The organism is Pseudomonas sp. TWR2-1-1 (assembly GCF_049897045.1).
Lineage (GTDB): Bacteria > Pseudomonadota > Gammaproteobacteria > Pseudomonadales > Pseudomonadaceae > Aquipseudomonas > Aquipseudomonas versuta.
The window spans coordinates 580,076-596,388 of record NZ_JAFCVM010000002.1; the positions used below are offsets into that span (position 1 = coordinate 580,076).

Annotated in this window: 17 protein-coding genes; 6 read left to right on the plus strand and 11 right to left on the minus strand. The window is 59.3% G+C overall.

Annotated elements, in window-relative coordinates; genetic code table 11:
* Positions 1 to 81: 81 nt before the first annotated feature.
* Positions 82 to 978, minus strand: a complete 897-nt coding sequence (locus tag ACP7BO_RS07585) for a DMT family transporter (protein ID WP_426209390.1) — start codon at positions 976 to 978, stop codon at positions 82 to 84.
* A 134-nt stretch (positions 979 to 1,112) separates the two neighbouring features.
* Here ACP7BO_RS07585 and ACP7BO_RS07590 point away from each other — a divergent pair, with 134 nt between their 5' ends.
* A complete protein-coding gene (locus tag ACP7BO_RS07590) occupies positions 1,113 to 1,988 on the plus strand; it encodes a helix-turn-helix domain-containing protein (protein WP_426209392.1) in 876 nt (291 codons plus the stop codon).
* 168 nt (positions 1,989 to 2,156) lie between these two features.
* Here the strand turns inward: ACP7BO_RS07590 and ACP7BO_RS07595 are convergent, their stop codons facing one another.
* The 3 genes from ACP7BO_RS07595 to ACP7BO_RS07605 form a co-directional block, all read right to left on the minus strand.
* On the minus strand, positions 2,157 to 4,583 hold the full coding sequence (locus tag ACP7BO_RS07595) for a TonB-dependent siderophore receptor (RefSeq protein WP_426209395.1): 2,427 nt from the start codon (positions 4,581 to 4,583) through the stop codon (positions 2,157 to 2,159).
* A gap of 207 nt (positions 4,584 to 4,790) precedes the next feature.
* A complete protein-coding gene (locus ACP7BO_RS07600) occupies positions 4,791 to 5,783 on the minus strand; it encodes a FecR family protein (RefSeq protein WP_426209397.1) in 993 nt (330 codons plus the stop codon).
* Positions 5,780 to 6,334: an RNA polymerase sigma factor gene (locus ACP7BO_RS07605; protein ID WP_060695005.1), complete on the minus strand. Its 555-nt coding sequence runs from the start codon at positions 6,332 to 6,334 to the stop codon at positions 5,780 to 5,782. The genes ACP7BO_RS07600 and ACP7BO_RS07605 overlap by 4 nt, the downstream gene beginning before the upstream one ends.
* A 425-nt stretch (positions 6,335 to 6,759) precedes the next feature.
* Here ACP7BO_RS07605 and ACP7BO_RS07610 point away from each other — a divergent pair, with 425 nt between their 5' ends.
* Positions 6,760 to 7,188: an HPF/RaiA family ribosome-associated protein gene (locus ACP7BO_RS07610; protein WP_060695006.1), complete on the plus strand. Its 429-nt coding sequence runs from the start codon at positions 6,760 to 6,762 to the stop codon at positions 7,186 to 7,188.
* A gap of 184 nt (positions 7,189 to 7,372) precedes the next feature.
* On the opposite strand, the gene ACP7BO_RS07615 is transcribed toward ACP7BO_RS07610, so the two are convergent.
* Complete coding sequence (locus ACP7BO_RS07615; RefSeq protein WP_003439989.1) at positions 7,373 to 7,873, minus strand: phosphate-starvation-inducible protein PsiE; 501 nt, start codon at positions 7,871 to 7,873, stop codon at positions 7,373 to 7,375.
* Positions 7,874 to 8,129: 256 nt separating this feature from the next.
* Here ACP7BO_RS07615 and ACP7BO_RS07620 point away from each other — a divergent pair, with 256 nt between their 5' ends.
* The 3 genes from ACP7BO_RS07620 to ACP7BO_RS07630 all read left to right on the plus strand — a co-directional run bounded on the left by ACP7BO_RS07620 (position 8,130) and on the right by ACP7BO_RS07630 (position 9,451).
* On the plus strand, positions 8,130 to 8,387 hold the full coding sequence (locus ACP7BO_RS07620) for a YebG family protein (protein ID WP_003439988.1): 258 nt from the start codon (positions 8,130 to 8,132) through the stop codon (positions 8,385 to 8,387).
* 78 nt (positions 8,388 to 8,465) lie between these two features.
* Positions 8,466 to 9,041 carry an NAD(P)H-dependent oxidoreductase gene (locus ACP7BO_RS07625; protein ID WP_426209530.1) on the plus strand — a complete coding sequence of 192 codons (576 nt, stop codon included), beginning with the start codon at positions 8,466 to 8,468 and terminating at the stop codon, positions 9,039 to 9,041.
* A 38-nt stretch (positions 9,042 to 9,079) separates the two neighbouring features.
* On the plus strand, positions 9,080 to 9,451 hold the full coding sequence (locus ACP7BO_RS07630) for a MerR family transcriptional regulator (RefSeq protein ID WP_060695010.1): 372 nt from the start codon (positions 9,080 to 9,082) through the stop codon (positions 9,449 to 9,451).
* Positions 9,452 to 9,461: 10 nt separating this feature from the next.
* Here the strand turns inward: ACP7BO_RS07630 and ACP7BO_RS07635 are convergent, their stop codons facing one another.
* The 4 genes from ACP7BO_RS07635 to hmgA all read right to left on the minus strand — a co-directional run bounded on the left by ACP7BO_RS07635 (position 9,462) and on the right by hmgA (position 13,947).
* Positions 9,462 to 10,481, minus strand: coding sequence for a Glu/Leu/Phe/Val dehydrogenase family protein (locus tag ACP7BO_RS07635; RefSeq protein WP_060695012.1), 1,020 nt, complete (start codon positions 10,479 to 10,481; stop codon positions 9,462 to 9,464).
* Positions 10,482 to 10,685: 204 nt separating this feature from the next.
* Positions 10,686 to 11,324 (minus strand): maleylacetoacetate isomerase, encoded by a 639-nt coding sequence (maiA, locus tag ACP7BO_RS07640; RefSeq protein ID WP_426209401.1) that lies wholly within the window; start codon positions 11,322 to 11,324, stop codon positions 10,686 to 10,688.
* 11 nt (positions 11,325 to 11,335) lie between these two features.
* Positions 11,336 to 12,640, minus strand: coding sequence for a fumarylacetoacetase (gene fahA, locus ACP7BO_RS07645; RefSeq protein ID WP_426209403.1), 1,305 nt, complete (start codon positions 12,638 to 12,640; stop codon positions 11,336 to 11,338).
* A gap of 2 nt (positions 12,641 to 12,642) precedes the next feature.
* Positions 12,643 to 13,947, minus strand: coding sequence for a homogentisate 1,2-dioxygenase (gene hmgA / locus ACP7BO_RS07650; RefSeq protein WP_426209405.1), 1,305 nt, complete (start codon positions 13,945 to 13,947; stop codon positions 12,643 to 12,645).
* 163 nt (positions 13,948 to 14,110) lie between these two features.
* Here hmgA and ACP7BO_RS07655 point away from each other — a divergent pair, with 163 nt between their 5' ends.
* Positions 14,111 to 14,905 carry an IclR family transcriptional regulator gene (locus tag ACP7BO_RS07655; RefSeq protein ID WP_060695019.1) on the plus strand — a complete coding sequence of 265 codons (795 nt, stop codon included), beginning with the start codon at positions 14,111 to 14,113 and terminating at the stop codon, positions 14,903 to 14,905.
* A gap of 307 nt (positions 14,906 to 15,212) precedes the next feature.
* On the opposite strand, the gene ACP7BO_RS07660 is transcribed toward ACP7BO_RS07655, so the two are convergent.
* On the minus strand, positions 15,213 to 15,899 hold the full coding sequence (locus ACP7BO_RS07660) for an LrgB family protein (RefSeq protein WP_397454737.1): 687 nt from the start codon (positions 15,897 to 15,899) through the stop codon (positions 15,213 to 15,215).
* Positions 15,889 to 16,275 (minus strand): CidA/LrgA family protein, encoded by a 387-nt coding sequence (locus ACP7BO_RS07665; RefSeq protein ID WP_073509566.1) that lies wholly within the window; start codon positions 16,273 to 16,275, stop codon positions 15,889 to 15,891. Before ACP7BO_RS07665 ends, ACP7BO_RS07660 begins: the two co-directional genes overlap by 11 nt.
* Positions 16,276 to 16,313: the final 38 nt, after the last annotated feature.

Consider the following 16,313-nt stretch of genomic DNA (forward strand, 5'->3'; position numbering starts at 1 on the left):
CCCCCCCGTGCGCCCTGCGTCCCCCGCTTTTCTTTCAAACCCCGCCCCCCCCACCCCCCGCTCCTACAGGGGGTTCAGGGTTCAGGCCAGCTTTGCGGCCATCGGTACCGGCCGGGGTTTGCGAAACACCAGCACGTTGCCCAGCATCACCAGTACCAGCCCGGCCAAAGCCGGTGCCGTCCATTGGTAACCCTCGGCAAAGGCCGACACGTTGAGTGCCACCAGCGGAAACAATACCGTGCAATACGCCGCACGCTCCGGGCCCATGCGCCCGACCAGGGTCAGGTAAGCGGTAAAACCGATCACCGAACCCGGAATCACCAGATACAACAACGAGCCGATATAACGCGTGTTCCATTCCATGTTGAACGGGATGCCGCTGAACGCGCAGTACATCGCCAGCATGCTGGCGCCATAGAGCATGCCCCAGGCGTTTGTGGTCAGCGGTTTGAGCCCGGCTTTTTGCTGCAGGCTCGAGAGCATGTTGCCCGCCGAAAAACACAGGGTGCCAATCAATGCCAGGCCCAGACCGAGCAGGATTTGCGGGGTTGCGGTATGCCCGCTCAACTCCGGCCAGAACAGCAGCCCCAGCCCGAACAGGCCCAGAGCTCCGCCGGCGATAACGTTGCGGGCGATTTTCTGCTTGAAGAAGATCCGCGCGTTCAGCGCGTTCCATAGCGTGGCGGTGGAAAACACCACGGCGATCAAACCGGTGGTCACCCACTGGCTGGCGGTCAAGAAACACATGAAGTTCACGCAGAACAAACACAAACCCTGTGCCAGGCAAATCAGATGCCCGCGCCGGTTCATGGTTTGCAGCCGCCGCGTCAGCAGCAATAACCCGAACAGCACCAGCGCCGCCAGGCCAAAGCGATACACGATGGACACCGGAATCGCTACCACCCCCAATTGCAGCTTGAGGGCGATCCAGGTCGTGCCCCAGATCAACACGGTCAATAAGTACAGGGATAGGTTCATGGCAAGCTCCTGGAGTTGGCTTGCAGTCTGCGATGCAATGCCGGAGCGCACTTGCAGATTCTTGCGCTTTTGTGGGTTCGGGGCTGGCAGCGGTGATGTGACGGAGTAGGATGCAAAGCGTTGGAGTAATCACCATGTCTGCATTCGATACCCTGCAAGTTTTTCAATCCATGAGCCGCTCGCCCAATGCCCGTCTGGAGCACAGTGCCGAGCTCGGTGACGGCATGGCCGCAGCCTTGTGGACCAACCATCACGATGCCCGCGACTATCAAGCGCCGACTCACCACACCCTGTCGTGCTACATCTCGGGCGGCACCGGGACCTTTCGCCGTGAGCAACCGGGAGCAACGGGGGCGCCGGGCAAACTCTGCGTGCTGCCCGCCGATCATCAGTCGGCATGGGTGATCAATGGCGCCATTCGCCTGGCCCACGTGTATGTCAGCCAGGAGCAATTCGCTCTGGGTTGCGTGACCTTGCTCGACCGCGAACCTCGCGAGCTGCAATTGCGCGAAATCACCTTTTTCGATGACGAGCAGCAAACCCGGCGTTTTCATCAGTTGATCAACCTGAACTGGAACGAGCCCGGCGAACGGCTGCTGACCAGCAGCCTGGCCTGCGAGTTGCTCGATCATGCGTTGCTCAACCAGGTGGGCCTGCGCAGCGGGCTGCAGCTCAAGGGCGGGCTGGCGGCGTATCAACGGCGCCAGTTGGTGGACATGATTGAGCAGCAACTGGCCGATCCGTTGAACATTGGCCAACTGGCCGCGCACTGCGCATTGTCGCCTTACCACTTTGCCCGCATGTTTCGCCAAAGCTTCGGCCTGCCGCCCCATCAATATTTGCTGGCGCGCCGCCTGGCGCGAGCCCGCGACTTGCTGCGCAATAGCGCGCTGGGGCTGGGTGATATTGCGTTGGCCTGCGGTTTTGCCAGCGCCAGCCACTTCGCCAACCGGTTCAAACAGACCGTGGGCGCGACGCCCGGGGAGTATCGGGCGGCGTTCAGGCCTTGAAGCACATGAACCCCGCAACCCATAACTCTGTAGGAGCGAGCTTGCCTCGCGAGCTCTGTGTCATCCGCAAGATTGCTGAAGAGCTCGCGAGCAAGCTCGCTCCTACAGGGGTGGCGTGTCATCCGGGAGAATGTTGAAGAGCTCGCTCCTGCAGGGGGTTGGGCCGGGTTAGAACTCCAGGGTGGTGGAGACGCTCACTTGCCGCGCATCACCCATGGAGACAAACATCCGGCTGGCCGCCGAGGTGTAGTACACGCGGTCGAAGAGGTTTTTGACGTTGAGCTGAACCTTAAGCTTTTGCCCTTCGACGTGGGTGTCGTAGGTGGCAAAGGCGTCGGCCACGGTGTACGACGGCAAGTCGAAATCGTTGAGGGCGTCGCCCGCACGTTCACCGACATAGCGCGCCCCGCCTCCGACCCGCAATTTGTCACCACCCACGATGCTGCCAAAGTCATAAACCGCCGACAGCGATCCGCTGTTTTTGGCCACGTTCTGCAAGCGCATGCCTTGATAAGTCGTGTCTTTGGTGACCTCGGCATCGGTGTAGGCGTAGCTGCCGATCAGGCTCCACTGCTCGCTCAACTGGCCGCTGACATCCAGTTCCAGACCGCGGGAGCTGACCTGGCCCGCTGTCGAGTAGAGGGTGTCATCCCCCACGGTGGTGGACACCAAAACGTTGCGCTTTTTGATGTCGAACAACGCCGCACTGGCGGTGATGCGCCCCGGGATATCCAGTTTGGCCCCCAGTTCCCAGGATTTGGACTGTTCCGGGGCGATGGCCGAGTCCAGCACCACGCCTCCGGTCAGGGGGGCAATGCTGGAGTTGGGTTTGAATGATTCGGTGTAGCTGCCGTAGAACGACAATTCATCGCTGTAGCGATACACCAGACCCGCACGCGGTATCCATTTGACGCCGTTGGTATCGGTGTTGGCCTTGAACGGGATGCCCTTGCCCGCGAGCTGGTCGTACTTCTGGAAACGGGCGCCGGCCACCAGAATCCATTGATCGGTCAGGTGGATGGAGTCTTGTGCGAACAGTGAATCACTGCGCAGCAAGTCAGTCTGGTTGCTGTCACTGGCGCTGACCGTGGTGCCCGCCACTTCGCGGCCATAAACCGGGTCGAGGTAGCTGAAGGGGTATTTGCTGTTCTGGCGAATCAGTTCGGCGCGATAGATTTTGCGGTACTCGTCATCCAGCCCGAACACCAGATCATGCTGCATGCCCGCAGCCTGGACCTTGCCTTGCAGGCTGACCGTGGAAAAGCGGTCAGTGGTGATGGCGCCCCGGGTGCCGTCCATTTTGCGGGTCAGGGTGCCGGTAGACGGGTCGACGGCGGTCACGCGAACCTGGCTGGCGTCGTAGGTTTCGCGGTTCCAGCTGTAGCCGAAATGGGCTTTCCAGTCGTCGTTGAGGTCGTGATCGACTTCAAGGCGGTACAGGTCAGAGCGCCCTTCCATGTTATTGAACGGTTCGTCGAGACGGCGTGTGGCCGGGATATCCAGCGGGTGGTTGGTGGCCGGGTTGATCGCCGTGCCCCGGTCAAAGGGGGTCAGAAACTCGCGGTGTTCGTAGGCCAGCAGCACTTGGGTGTTATCGCCGTACCAGGCCAGAGACGGCGCAATCAGGGTCTCGCGGTGCAGGCCAAAGTTGCGCCAGTAATCTTCATCGTCATGATCGATGATCATCCGGTACGCCAGCCCCGAATCACCCAGCGCGCCGGTGCTGTCCAGCGTCCCGCCGCTACCGTTTTTGCCTGCACCGTAGCTGGAGCCTTTTACGGTCAGTGCGTTGTACTGCTCCAGTTGCGGCTTTTTGCTGACCACGTTGACGACACCGCCCGGGTCCTGGATTCCATAGAGCAAGGACGCCGGCCCCTTGAGCACTTCGACCCGTTCGGTGGCCGCATTCAGCGCCCGGCCCTGCACCAGCGGCATGCCATCGCGCATGATCGAGCCGTCACGGTTGTCGCCAAAGCCGCGTTTCATCACCGAGTCCTGGGTACCGCCCAGGGTGTTGCCCTGGGTGATACCGCTGATGTTGGTCAGCGCATCGTCCAGATTGCGCGGGGTCTGGTCGCGGATGACCTGGGCGGCGACCACGTTGATGGTCTGCGGGATCTCCATCGACGTGCCCGTGCCGCGCATCACCGAGGTGCTGGCCGGGGGTTGATAGCTGGTGTCACTGACGGCCTGCGAGGTGATGCTGGTGGCCCCCAGGCTGAGGGTGCCGGCCTCGGGCCGGGGCTCGAGGGCAAAGGTGTTGGCATCGGTACGGCGGGCATTGAAGCCCGTTTGCGCGAGCATCCGTTGCAAGGCCTGGTCGGCCGGCATGCGGCCCTTGATCGCCGGGGCTTGCAGGCCCAGGGGGGCTTCGTCGGTGTAGACCACGCTCAAGCCGGTCAGGCGGCTGAAGTCGTTGAGGGCCCGGGGCAGCGGCTCGGCGGGCAGATTGAAATCAAACAGTGCGCCGGTTTGCTGCGCAGTGGCCTCGGCGGCCATGGCGACAGACAAAGGCGTTAACACCAGACCGGCCATCAAAGCCGAAACGCTCAACCACTGTTTAACCGAACCGCCTGCCGCTGACGTGGACTTCATGCTCATGACCTGTGTGCCAACCTGATACGGAATGCGAATTTTTCGCATTTTCAAGCACTACACGGATGGCCCCGGGGTTTACCTCACCTGAAAGCAAAAATATTTTGCTGCTGTCGTCAGCCCACTTGTAGGAGCGAGCTTGCTCGCGAGCTTTTGCTTGAGATCAACAGCTCGCGAGCAAGCTCGCTCCTACAGTGATGGTGGTGTTCAACGCAACACTATCACCCGTCCAAACAAGGTGTGCTGTTCAAACCCGAGCACGCCTTGCAGGGAGGCAAGCACTGCTTGCGGGTCCTGGCTGGGGAAGCTGGCGCTGATGCGGCGTGTGCCCAACTGGCTATTGAGCAGCACGATTTGCCCGGGGTAGTAGCGCCTCAGATCGGCCACCACATCGGCCAGCGGCGTCTTGTAGTAGCTCAGCCAGCCGCTGCGCCACGCCAGTCGGGCCTGACTGTCGACCTGTTGCACCGCGTCGCTCACGGCACCATCGACATAGGCCACTTGCTGGTCTGCTGTAAGAATCTGCTGTGGCGCGTGCTCGCCTGCCTTGACGCCTACCCGCCCGGATAACACGGTGACTTGCGCGCCCGCAGGCTGCAGACGCACTTCAAATTCAGTGCCCAACACCCGCGCTTCGCCGCCACTGGCATCGACCACAAACGGCTCGCCGGTATGGGTGACGTGGAAAAACGCCACCCCGCGACGCAGTTCGACATGGCGTTCACCGCCGCTGAAATTCACCGCAATGGCACTGTCGGCATCCAGCGTGACCCGGGATTGATCGGCCAGGGTCAAGGTGCGTACCTGCCCCGGCGCACTGACGTAATCGGCGCCCAGATCATTGAACCAGCGCATGGGCTGCCAGCCCGCAAATACGCCAACCATCAACAGCAGGCACGCCGCAACGGCCAGCCCGCTGGACCAGTACCTCACTGTGCTGCGCCGCGAAACCTTCATCGCCGACAAGTAACGCTGCAACGTCAGCGCCTCTTCGTGCGCCAAGGTGCTGCCCGCCACTTCGCTCAACTCCCATATCACTTGCGCCCGGGCGTAGGCTTCAGCGTGGGCGGGATCGGCCTGCAGCCAACGGCTGAAGGTGGCCTGGTCACCGTTGTCGGGCTGATCGTGCAACACGGCGAGCCACGCCAGCGCAGTGCGTTCCTGTTCGTCAGTGACCGGGACAACCGCACGATTGATCACGGTGCGGTCCCTGCTGGCGGCTCACGCAAACTGGCTTTGCAGGCCTCGAGGGCGCGCATCATGTGTTTTTCGACGGCACTTTGCGACACGCCCATGACCCTGGCGATGTCGGCGTAGGTACGACCGTGAATCCGGTTGAGCAAAAAAATATGCCGGGTGCGCTCGGGCAAGCCACGCAAGGCGGCCTCGACCTGGCGCAGGTCATTGCCCGCCTCCAGTGCCGCCTGGGGCTCGCAGCTTCGGGCGTCCGGCTCGGGCTGCCAGTGCTGATTGACCCGCCCGCGAGCGCCTTCGCTGCGCAGATGGTCAATGGCGATATTGCCCGCGCTGCGCAGCAAGTAAGTGCTGAGTTCTTCGACCTGCACCAGCGGTCTGCGCCAAAAACGCAGGAACAAGTCCTGAACCAGATCGGCGGCCGTAGCCCGGCATCCGACACGGCGGCTGACCAGTGCTTCCATTTGTAAACGCTGAGATAAAAACACCTGCAGAAAATGCGCTCGCCCATGACGGGTTTCACTGCCGGGGCCTTCATTGAGTTCGGGAGAGGTCATGGGAATCGGTATGCAGGCCGCAAAGGAAAGCGATACTAATGATAAATATTCTCATATGCAAAATTAGAAGCCAGAGCCGGACCTCATCCCTGTAGGAGCGAGCTTGCTCGCGAGCTTTTAACCATGATTGCAAACGGCTCGCGAGCAAGCTCGCGCTTACGGAGTGGCGCTCTTTTACATAATCTGATCCGGCAGCCGCCTCCCGACTTCTGTCGCATTTGGATATAAATCGACCATAGCCTGCACACGCGGGCTTGTTCGTCTCATCAAAGACTGACGCCGGTCACGGCTGGGGAGGCTTCCTGAAAATAGTGCTTGAAATATTTGTTCATCGGCCCAAACACTGTAACTGAGGGATGACGATGAACCTTTGAATGCACGAGGCCGTCAGACCTCACACGAGCACGCTATATAAGGGAAGAATTATGCAAACTGAAGTCTTTTCCGATAAGAACATCGCCGTTGACGTACGTACCCAGAACTGGGTAACAGCGACAGTTGAAGTAACGCTCGAACGTCATTTGGAAGACCTGACTCGAGTCATCGTGCATGTCACCGATGAGAACGGTGGCAAGTCAGGTACTAAAGACAAACGTTGCAAAATGGAGGCTCGACCTAAAGGACACCAGCCATTTCTCGTCTCCCACGACGCTGACTCCCTGACAGAAGCGGTAGAAGGTGCCGCGACAAAACTGGAGCACAAGCTGGAACACCTGTTCGGCAAACTGCGTGGAAAGCACACCCCTAAACTGGCCGTTGAAGGCTTTGAAGAAAAAGAGCCAAAACAGAGTGCTGACGATTTGCTTGAAGAAGAGTTTTTGGAAAAAGAAAAAGAACTCGATAAAATCAGCTGATTCAGCGTCCAGAACGCACTAAAAAAGGCGGGCTTACTTCGGTAAGCCCGCCTTTTTTATGGTTTGAAGAAAGCGCAGTGACACACATCGGTGCAAGCCTGGCTTGCCGGCGACGCCATTTAACGGCCAGACCCCACCGATTCAATCGCAGGGAAAGCGGCCTGCTGCAGACTCTCGGTCCGATCTACAACTCGCCCTTCTCCACTTCCGGGTGTTCACCCGAACCTGCCCCGGTCTTGCGACGCGGGTTCTCGATCTTCACCGACGGGAACTGCGACGATGCATAGCGCACCACCAGAATCGCCAGCGCCAGTAACAGAATGGCTCCGGTCAGGTACACCACCCCCATGTCCGGCGGGTTGTGATGCGAGACGTTGGAAATCAGCAAACGGGTCAGGGCCGTTATCGCCACATAAATCAGGAAGCGCACCGGCATGTGGTTGGTCTTGAAATAAATCCCGACCATGGCGCCCAATTCGAGGTAGATGAATAGCAGCAGAATGTCATCGATAGAGATATTGCCCTTCTCCACCATCTGCAAAAATTCCATCACCGCCGCCCAGGCAGTGACGGCACCAATGGCAAACAACGCCATGTAGTGGAAGGTTTCGACGAACAGATTGCCCATCGATTCGGCCAGTTCATGAACCTGGCGACGTAGCTTCTCAGCTTTGTTAACTCTCACGATGCAGCTCCTTGAATCGACTCGAACGGATCATCCGCGATGCTCATGACACTTTCTGCATGCAGAAAAAAGGCCAGTCATTGCCAGTAAGATGATGGCCGACGGCTATTAGACACTTCAGACACCCGTTGCGCACACCAATTGCGGCTAGAGTAAAAAAGCCGCTATTCAAATCCCGGGGATTGGCTTATTCTTTTAGCTGTATATAAATACAGTAATCGTTAGATAATTTACGTGAAGGCATATGAGGTGGTAAATGGCCGTCGAAGTGGTATACCGCAGCAGCCGAGATCTGGAGCGTTTGTTCATGGATAAAGCCGAAGCTGACCGTCATGACAAAATGCTGGAACTTGCAGAGTTGCTGGCTGAGGTGTTGCAAAAGGCTGTGCCGTCACTGAGCGAGCAGCAAGTCGAAGAAGCCGGTATCTACATGGCGAAAAACCGCGATGTGTTTGCCAAGGCATTCAAGAGCCAGCCGGACGCCCTGTCCGAACTGCTGGTCGAGAGCGAGTAATTGCACCGGGTGCTCGCTTGACTCTCCCCCTTGGGGCAGACCCTATCCTGAAAGGCCGTCTTTCAGGTTGGTGTAATGATGAGCAAGCGAGTACTGGTAATTGTGGGTCACCCCTCTACCGACAGTTTTTGTGCAGCCCTGGCAGACAGCTATGTCGAGACGGCCATTGGCGCCGGCCAGGATGTTCGCGTTCTATATCTCGGCGACCTGTGCTTCGATCCGGTCCTTCACGAGGGGTATAACCGGATCCAGCCGCTGGAGCCCGACTTGCTCAAGGCCCAGGTTGATATCACCTGGGCAGAGCATCTGGTACTGATGTTTCCAGTCTGGTGGGGCGGCGTTCCGGCTTTGCTCAAAGGCTTTCTCGACCGCATCCTGCTGCCCGGTTTCGCCTTTTCCTACCGCAAGGGCAAAGCCTTTCCCGAGAAGCTGTTGCTCGGGCGCAGCGCATACCTGCTGGTGACAATGGACACCCCGCCCTGGTATTACAAGTGGGTTTACCGCATGCCGGCACTGCATCAAATGCGCAAAACCACTCTGGCCTTTTGTGGCATAAAGCCGGTCGCAACCATGACATTTGGCCCGATTCTGGATTCAACTGCCAAACAACGGGACAATTGGCTTGGGCAAGCCCGCAAGCTCGCCATCAAGTGAGTACCTGATAGGCGGGCGGCCATAAAAAAGGACTTTTCATGTATATCGGCAAAGCCGCCCAACTCTCGGGCACCACCATCAAAAGCATTCGTCACTATGAAGACATCGGCCTGCTCCCGGCGCCACAACGCCGTGGCAACTATCGCGTCTACTGCGAGCAGAGTGTCGAGCGGCTGATGTTCATCAAATGCGCGCAGCAATTGGGCTTCAAACTCAAGGAAATGCTGGCGATTCTTGATGATCACCGCGGGCAGACCCTGCCGTGGGAAGTGGTAAGGAACGCCGTCACTCATAAAAAACAGGCCGTGATGAATCAGATCCAGGCGCTGCAAAATCAGCACGCGGGCCTGGTCGAGTTTGAGACACGTTTTTTGGGCGCCCATGAACTCTGCCAGCTGCAAAACCTGTAGGCGCGCCGTTTTACGGGTACAACAAGCGCTGCGCCAGTTCGTCCGAGACCCTGGCCGGTGAGCGTTTTTCAGCCTGGGCGTGGGCGTAGATACCGGTCAGGCGCTGGCTGATGCGAAGCAACTGCTCGTTGATGGCCTCCGGCGTAGCCCCTTGATGAGTCAGGGCCATGTAAATCAAGCCGCCCGAATTGATCACGTAGTCAGGCGCATACAGGATTCCCCGGCGTTCTAGCTGGTCGGCCACTTGCAGGTTAGTCAGCTGATTGTTCGCACAGCCGGCCACCGCTGAGCAACGCAGTTGCGCCACGCTGTGCCAGTTCAGCACGCCTCCCAGGCCGCACGGCGCAAGAATGTCGCAGGGCGTACTGAGCAGAGCCTCACAGGCAACCGGGTGAGCCCCCAGCTGATCCATGGCCAGACGCACTTTACCGGGATCGGTATCGCACACCAGCAACTCGGCTCCGGCCGCATGCAGTTGCTCGGCCAGCGCGTAACCGACCTTGCCCAGGCCCTGCACGGCAACCCGCAGCCCTTCCAGGTTGTCACTGCCCAGACGCGACGACGCGGTGCTGCGAATACCGGCAAACACCCCCATGGCCGTATGCGGCGACGGGTCGCCTGCGGCCGTGGTGCTGGTAACGTGCCGGGTGCTCTGGGCAATACAATCCATATCGGCGGTGGAGGTGCCGCTGTCGATGGCAGTGATGTAGCGTCCATCCAGTTGTTCGACACAGCGACCAAAGGCTTCAAACAACGCCGCGCGACTTTCGACATGCGCCGCCCGCATGATCACGGCCTTGGCCCCCCCTACTGCCAGACCGGCCAGCGCAGCTTTATAGCTCATGTCCTGGGCCAGGCGGATGGCGTCATTCACGGCACTTTCATCGTTGGGGTAAGCCAGATATCGGCACCCTCCCAAGGCAGGCCCCAGGCGACTGCTATGAATGGCAATCACCGCCTTGAGCCCCGTAAGAGGATCAACACTGAGGTGCAACGACTCCACATGAGCACTTTGCATGAGAGCAAACATTAACCAGCCCTCGAACGATAAAAGGTAAACGGCAGTATAGGTTGCGTCGGAAAAATCGTCGGAGTGCGCAGGAATAAGCCTGAGCCGATTTCACGGTTTCGGACATAACCTGTCGGGAGCTGAGAGAAATTACCGGCGAATGCACGGAATCAGCAATTTTAAAACCCTGTAGCCGCTGCCGAAGGCGGCGGCCACAGGTTATTTTCAGGCCGGCGTATCGGGTTGCCGCGCCGGGTGCGCAGCGATGAACGCCGGGTGATTGTCTGCCAGGGCCGCGACCCGGGCAATCCGCGGGTACGGCACCAGTGACACCTTGAAACGTTCAGCCGCGTACAGCTGCGGGATCAGGTACACATCCGCCAACCCGGGCTCAGGCCCGAAGCAATAGCCGTTATCGCCAATCAGTTGCTCAATGGCGGCCAGGCCTTGGGTGATCCAGTGACCGATCCACTGCACCACCTGCTCTTCGGTCTGCCCCATCTGACGCAATTGATTGAGCACACTGACGTTGTGCAGCGGATGAATATCGCACGCGACCAAAGCGGCCACCGCCCGTTCATGGGCACGGGTGGCCAGGTCTGTGGACAGCAATGCCACCTGCGGATAGCGCTCTTCGAGGTATTCGATGATCGCCGCAGACTGGGTCAGCACGCTGCCCTCCTCCGTGCGCAAAGCGGGCACCCGGCCTTGGGGGTTGATCGCCAGATACCCCGCCTGCTTGTGCTCGCCGCCAGAGGCGGCAATCAGATTGACCGGCACCGCCTGATAATCCAGACCTTTAAGCGCCAGCGCGATCCGTACCCGGTAGGACGAAGTTGAGCGGTAATAGGTAAAGAGTTGCATGGCTCGCTCCTTTAGCGCGCAGCGACAACCTTGCCGCGGCATTCGCCAAAACCGATGGAGGCATAACCCTCACGCGTGCAACGGGCACGCAGAATGATTTCATCGCCATCCTCAAGGAACTTGCGAACCTCGCCCGAGGCCAGTTCGATCGGGTGTTTACCGCCTTCGGTGATTTCCAGCAGGCTGCCCAGTTGTGAGCGATCCGGACCAGACAGGGTGCCCGAGCCGAACAAGTCACCCGATTGCAGTTGGCAGCCGTTGACACTGTGATGGGCCACCAGCTGCGCGGCAGTCCAGTACATGTTCAGGCTGTTGCTCAAGCCCAGTCGATGGGCGGGCAGGTTCTGCTCGCGCATCGATTCGGTCAGCAGCAACACTTCGAGTTCGATGTCCAGCGCGCCGCCGGCCTGATCCTTTGGATCGAGCAAGTACGCCAATGGCTGCGGATCACCTTCAGGGCGTGCGGGCTGTGCACGGCGGAACGGCTCCAGGGCTTCGGCAGTCACCACCCAGGGGGAAATGCTGGTAATGAAGCTTTTCGACAGGAACGGCCCCAGCGGCTGATATTCCCAGGCCTGGATGTCACGCGCCGACCAATCGTTCAGCAGGCAGAAACCGGCAATATGATCGCCCGCTTCGCTGATCGCGATGGCATCCCCCAGGTCATTACCCTGACCGATCCAGATACCCAGCTCCAGCTCGTAATCCAGACGTGCACACGGACCAAAAGTCGGCTCGGTCTGACCGGCTGGCAAGGTTTGCCCTTTAGGACGACGCACCTCGGCACCCGAGGCGCGAATGGTTGAAGCACGGCCGTGGTAACCGATGGGCACGTATTTATAGTTGGGCAACAAAGGATTGTCAGGGCGAAACAGTTTACCGACGTTCTTCGCGTGTTCGATGCCGACATAAAAGTCGGTGTAATCACCAATCCTGGCGGGCAGGTGTAACTGACAGTCGGCCGCCAGCGGCAACAACTTTGCGCCCTGGGCTTCGATCTTGCCGCGCAGGGTACTGCCCTCGCCCAGCAGTTCCAGCAAGCGCTCACGCAAGGCCACCCGGGCACTGCGCCCCAACGCAAAATAGGCATTTAGAGCACCGCCCAGCGACGCTTCTACGGCGACCTTGGCCTGACCTTCAAACAGACCGCCAGCCAGGGCCGCCTCCAGATCAAAAATATGCTCGCCGATAGCGACACCGCTACGGGGCGCCGATCCATTAAGACTGAAGACCCCCATCGGCAGGTTTTGCAACGGGAAATCACTGTGACCGTTGGCGGAGGCGATCCAGCTGCGGGTTAGTGTGGACTGGGTCATGTTTATCTCCGATTCGGGTTGAAGGTTGCGGGCAGCGAGGCCCAGCAAGCGTCGTAACTGGATTGCAATTGCGGGCATTGAAGGGCGAACTGGCTGGGGCGCAACACCTGGCTGGTTTCAAACATGAAGGCCATGGTGTTGTCGATTTTGACCGGTTGCAGTTCAGCGGCAATGGCTTTGCTACAGGTTTCAGCGTCCGGGCCGTGGGCGCTCATGCAACTGTGCAGCGAAGCACCGCCGGGCAGGAAACCCTCGGCCTTGGCATCGTAGCTGCCCTGGATCAGGCCCATGAATTCGTTCATCAGGTTGCGGTGGAACCATGGCGGCCGGAAGGTGTTTTCAGCCACCATCCAGCGCGGCGGGAAGATCACAAAGTCGAGGTTGGCCATGCCCGGCACGCTGGTGGGCGAGGTCAATACCGTGAAAATCGACGGATCGGGATGATCGAAGCTGACGGTGCCAATAGTGTTGAAGCGGCGCAGGTCATATTTGTACGGCACGTTATTGCCATGCCAGGCGACCACATCGAGTGGCGAATGATCCAGCTCGCAGCCCCACAGCTCGCCGAGGAATTTCTGCACCAGCGTTGTCGGTTGCTGGTTATGTTCGTAATGAGCCACCGGGGCCAGGAAATCCCTCGGGTTGGCCAGGCCATTGCTGCCTATGGGGCCAAGATCGGGCAGACGCAGCGGCGCGCCATGGTTTTCAGCCACGTAGCCCCGGGCTTGCGGGTCGAGCAATTCAACCCGGAATTTAAGACCGCGCGGGATCACGGCAATTTCTAAAGGCCCGAGGTCAAGCACCCCCAACTCGGTCGCAATCCGCAGTCGCCCCTGCTCGGGCACCAGCAGCAATTCACCATCGGCATTGAAGAACACGCGCTGCATCGAGGTGTTCGCGCGGTAGGTGTAAATGCTGATACCCGCAGGCTTTTCCGGGCCGCTGTTGGCAGCCATGCGCACCAGACCGTCAATAAAGTCTGTGGCCTCGTCAGGGATTGGCAACGGGTTCCAGCGCAAGCGATTGGGGGTTACCGGGCCCGACTCGCAGCCGCTGAACTGGCGCTGCAGTTTGACGAACGCCGGGTGGTTGGCTGACGGCTTGATCCGGTACATCCAGGTGCGGCGCGACTCGCTACGCACCATGGTGAACGCGGTACCCGACAACAACTCGGCGTACAGACCATAGGGGACTTTTTGCGGGGAGTTCTGACCAACCGGCAAGGCGCCGGGCAAAGCTTCACTGCTGAATTCATTGCCAAACCCGGATTGATACACGAGATCGGACAAGGACGAGTCGAGGTTCATGGAGCCTCCAGAGTGGAGAATACAGTTGACTGCGCCCGGCCCGGAAACAGCGTGCGCGTCGCTGCGTTATTTTTATCGTAATTCGATTACGCATAACGTAATTTGATTGGTATTAAGCGTCAAGCTATAAAGACGCCCATTCGTCCCGAGACCCAGGCCCCCCATGGAAAAGCCCCGCAGCAGCAACGACAGCACCGGCAAGCAGAAAGTACGCTCCGCCGAGGTCGGTACTGACATCCTCAAGGCCCTGGCCGAACTGTCACCTTCAACGTCACTCTCGCGCTTGGCCGAACACGTACAAATGCCCGCCAGCAAGGTGCATCGCTACTTGCAGGCGTTGATAGCCAGTGGTTTTGCTGAACAGAATACGGCCACCAATCATTACGGGCTGGGGCGTGAGGCATTGCGCGTGGGGCTGGCGGCACTCAACAGCATGGATGTGCTGAAAGTCGCCGCCCTGCCCCTGGCCGAACTGCGTGATGACTTGAATGAAACCTGCTTCCTGGCGGTGTGGGGCAATCAGGGCGCGACCGTGGTGGCTATTGAAGCCGCGGTTCGCGCAGTCACGGTGGTGACCAAGCTGGGCTCGGTGCTGCCACTGCTGAGTTCGTCGACAGGGCTGGTGTTCAATGCCTTTCTGCCTGACCGGGAAACGGCCGCTTTGCGCGAGCTGGAGTTGCAAACCGATAACATTCATCCGCTGAAAAAGCCTGAAGCCTACGCCGCTACAGGCGCACAGATCCGTGAGCGCGGACTGCATTTTGTCCATGGTTTGCTGATGCCCGGCGTCGATGCGTTGTCGGCACCGGTGTTTGATGCCACCGGTCATGTAGCAGGTGTACTGACCGTGGTCGGGCCTGCGTCGCTGTTCCATGCCGATGAAAACGGACCCGCAGCCAAGCGACTGCTGGAAGCGAGCAAGGCCATCAGTTGGCGTATGGGCTATCAACCGGACTGAACCACGCCTGCCCGCGGAAAGCCGCAGCGCCGGCAAACCAGCTCCCACAGGTGAGCTGAGGGCGTGGTTCGGCTATCTACTATTGCCGAAGCTGTAATAGAGATTGTCCAATACCGCCCTTATTCCCCAAGCAGACAGCCCTTATCCTTATCGAACTTTCCGGCACCGGTGCCGGTCACACGCATTGAGTCGTATCGACTCTGCAAACCCCGATTTACCCTGACGTTGATTTGTTGCTCCTTGATGAACGTCTTCCCTTGGCCGCTGTTTTACAGCGGCCTTTTTTATGCCCGGGATTTACCGCCAGTCAGAGCATCATCATCAGCAAGGGCGCCGCAAACAGGTTGAGAATCCCGGTGAGAACCATGACCAGCCCTGCCACTGAGCCTTCCTCACTGCCGACCTCGCGGGCGCGGCTTACCCCCGCGCCATGAGCACCAATGCCAAACAGTGCCCCCCGCGCCAGGCTGCTGCGCAGCGGTAACCACTTGAGCAGAATACCGCCCAGCAATGCGCCAAATACGCCGGTGAACATCACAAACACCGCTGTAAGCTCGGGAACTCCGCCCAGGTGTTGCGCCAGCGGCATGGCAAACGGGGTGGTGATGGAACGCGGGACCAAAGACATCGCCAGCGATGTGTCGAGCGCCAGCGCCCTGGCCAGCCAGAATGAACTGCCGATGGACGCCACACTACCCGCCAGCATCCCCAGCAACAACGCTATCCAATGGCGTGCCAGCAACTTGCGCTGCTGCCAGATCGGTACCGCGAAGGCCACGGTCACCGGCCCCAATACCAGCATCAACCAATGGGTATCGCTTGAGTACTCGGCATAAGCGGTGTGCAGCGGCACGGCCACTGCAAGCAACAATGCCGGCACCAGAATCAGCGGTGACAGCACGTAGCGTCCGGTGCGCCGGTACAGCCAGCGGCTCAGGACGTAAGCGCCAAGGGTGAGGATCAGCCAGAACACAGGCATCCATTCAAACTTCATGACGCGACCTCCAACGGCATACCGCCTCGACGGTGAAGGCGGTCACCACCATGACCAATAAGGTACTGACCCCGATTACCAGCAGAATCCGCCACCCGTCATCGCGCACCAGTGCGCCGTAGTCGAGCAGACTCATCAGGGCCGGGATGAAGAACAGCAGCATCTCGGCCATCAACACCCCGGCGCCCAATTGCAGGGTCGCAGGTTTGATCAGGCCCAGAGCAAATGCCGACAGCAACAAGGCCATGCCAATCACGCCACCCGGTATTGGCAAATGCCACCATGCCGCGATCTGGCAACCGAGAAAGTAAATGGCCAGCAATACCGCAACTTCACTGACCAGACGGGCAAAGCGTTTTACATCAAAGCGTTTCATATGGGTTCCAGTGCAGACTGGACTTCATTTTAATGAGC